The 2,928-nt window shown below is 24.0% G+C and carries 2 protein-coding genes; both read left to right on the forward strand.

What is annotated here, in order from left to right; all coding sequences use genetic code 11:
* Positions 1-714: 714 nt before the first annotated feature.
* Positions 715-1,662 (forward strand): SPL family radical SAM protein, encoded by a 948-nt coding sequence (locus BP769_RS07830; RefSeq protein ID WP_413825706.1) that lies wholly within the window; start codon positions 715-717, stop codon positions 1,660-1,662.
* Between the two features lie 219 nt (positions 1,663-1,881).
* Positions 1,882-2,859 carry a transposase gene (locus BP769_RS07835; RefSeq protein ID WP_413862369.1) on the forward strand — a complete coding sequence of 326 codons (978 nt, stop codon included), beginning with the start codon at positions 1,882-1,884 and terminating at the stop codon, positions 2,857-2,859.
* Positions 2,860-2,928: the final 69 nt, after the last annotated feature.

Here is a 2,928-nt window from a genome sequence, read left to right on the forward strand (position 1 = left end):
TTTGACAGAAAATACAAAAAAATAGTAAACTAAATACGTTATAACATTATTAGTCACGTTAAGAAGTACACATAAAAAAATAGACAGAGTAATACACATAAAATACAGATTCATTACATCTTACATATCAGATATAACAATCAAATATCACCACATCTACAAAACCAACATCAAACCATAATACTAAGTATTAGGTCCTCATAAAAACATGTAGAATTATTGAATCAATCAAAGTTGATTGACTTATAAACATGAAAAAATTTAGCCACATGTGGAAAAGCAGTCATCATAGTTAAAATGTAAAATACATCAAACTTAAACCAACGCCATAAACACATGGCACAACCTTTAGAGAAAGTTACAACAAAGATAAAATTTAATAAAAATATTTGCAAAAAAATTTATTTTTAAAAAATATAAATATATTTTAATTTATATGGATAAATAAAAATTAAAATTTAATATTTTAATTATTAAAGTATTATTAAATCTTTAAAATTTTTAAAAAAATAGATAATAATAAATAAATTTAAAATAGTAATACAAAATTGGAAAAAATAAAAAAAATAAAAAAAATAAAATTTACGGTATGAAAGAAAATAGGGAAAATTAAAATAAAAATTAGTTTAAACAGTAAATTATAATAAAAAAGAAAATTAAATTAGGTAATAATAAAAAAACAGATAAATAAATAGAATAAAAGAGATTAAAATAATGATTAATACTCTAAATGATAAAACAAAGATAATAAAAAAGTATCATTTCAAAGAAAAAACAGTAAAAACAATACTAAATAAAAGACATGGTCCTAGACAATTATTTATGGAAGACTATAGTTTTAACATTTATAACGGGTGCACCTTTGATTGTAGTTATTGTTATATCAATGGAAGCAAGTATGCGGAAGATACAAAAACATACTATGTAAAAACTAATGCTAATGATCTTTTACACCAACAATTAAAAAATAAAGCAAAAAAAGGTGAAAGGGCTTTATTTACTATTGGTTCTGCATCTGATCCTTACATGGAAATTGAAAAAGAATTATTTATGACTCGAGAGTTCTTAAAAATTGCTAATAAATTTCATTACCCAGTTCATATAGTTACAAAATCCGATTTAATTTGTAGAGATATAGATATATTACAAAAAATTAATAAAAACTCTATATTACCTATGGAATTAGTTGATAAAATAGATGAAAAAGTTATTGTTTCTTTTTCTTTTAGTACCGTTTTTGATGATGTGGCTAAAATTTTTGAACCTAATGCTCCTAAACCTACCAGACGATTAAAATCTATTAAAAAATTAAAAGATGCAGGTTTTAGAGTAGGTATTACATTTATGCCTATCCTTCCTTTTATAACAGATACTGATAAAGTTTTAAGAGAAACTATAAAAATTTTTAAAGATTATAATGTGGATTACATTTTACCTAGCACTCTAACTTTATATGGTGAAAGTGAAAATGACTGCCGTTACAAATATTTAAAAAAAGTTAAAAAATTTTATCCTGAATATTATGATGAGACTAAAAAATTGTTTGAAAGTAAAGTGAAAAGCAAATACTTAGATTATCCTAATAAACATTATCAATATAATTTATTAAAGAAAGTGAAAAATTTATCAAAAGAGTATAATATTTCAAATTTATTATATTAAATTTATTTAAAAATAGGGTTCTGTAGAAATCCTATATTTTTATTAAAATATTTTTTCAGTTGAAGTTGTACTTGGGTATTTTTTATTTTTTGGTTTTCTTTATTTGTTTTTTAAAGAATTTAAAGGTGATTTTAGCAAATTACACTTGAAATACTACTTAAGTGGTTTAAAATAAGTTATAATAAAGTATTAATAATTAAATGGAGAAAAGATATTAATATGATAAGTAAAAAAACCTTTTCTCCATATCATATTTTGTTTTCAAGACAGTTAAACCTTTTGGATTTTGAATGTGAAAAACCATTAGAAAACTGTTTAAATCGTCAGTCTAAAAATGGTAATATTGAATTATCAGGTAATCACATGCTGCTATATGCTGAAAAAGTATATAACTATGCTAAAGCATGTTTAAATGATTATTCCAATTATTTTAGTAATCATTTATACACACAGCCTAAATTATTCACTATTTTAGCTCTTAAAATGTATTCAAAAATGACCTATCGTGAAATAATTGAGTGGATGCAATTATCAGATAAGTTACTTAAATTTTTAAGATTAAAAACCGTCCCACATTATACAACAATCCAGAAATTCTTTAAAAGAATATCTGAAACAAGTTTTAAAGAATTAAACAAGAAAATATTATCAAAATTTACTTTAATTGGTGGAAACATTGCTTTAGATGGATCAGGATTCACCAATGATTATGCTGATAAATATTTCGCGAAAATACGACGTAAAGAACGAAAAAGCTATGTGAAAAACCATATTGCAATCAATGTTAACACACAACTAATTCTTGATTATCAAGTTCAAAGAGGCCCAAGACACGACACACACTTCGCAAAACAATCAATCAGAAACATAAAAATATATAAACCACATTACATAATTGCAGACAAAGCATACGATACAGAACCCATAAGAAAATGTATAAATGAAGAAGTAGGAGCATTTGACCAAATACCATTAAAAACAAGAGCCAAAAACGGACACTACAGAACCAACAGCCCCACAATATTCCGACCCAAAATATACAGAAAAAGAAATAACATAGAATGCGTATTCAGCGTGGTAAAAAGAAAATTTAATGGAACAAATCACAGCAGAAGCCTAAAACTGTCAAATAAAGAAACCAAACTCAAAAACACATTCTACAACTTCTACAGATCAACAAAAATACCTCAAAAATAGGGTTTCTACAGAGCCAAAAAAATAAAAATAGAATAAAAATTTTAAAATTATTCTATTGATAATATTCTG

This window comes from Methanobrevibacter sp. UBA417 (assembly GCF_002508845.1).
Taxonomy (GTDB): Archaea; Methanobacteriota; Methanobacteria; order Methanobacteriales; family Methanobacteriaceae; genus Methanobrevibacter_A; species Methanobrevibacter_A acididurans.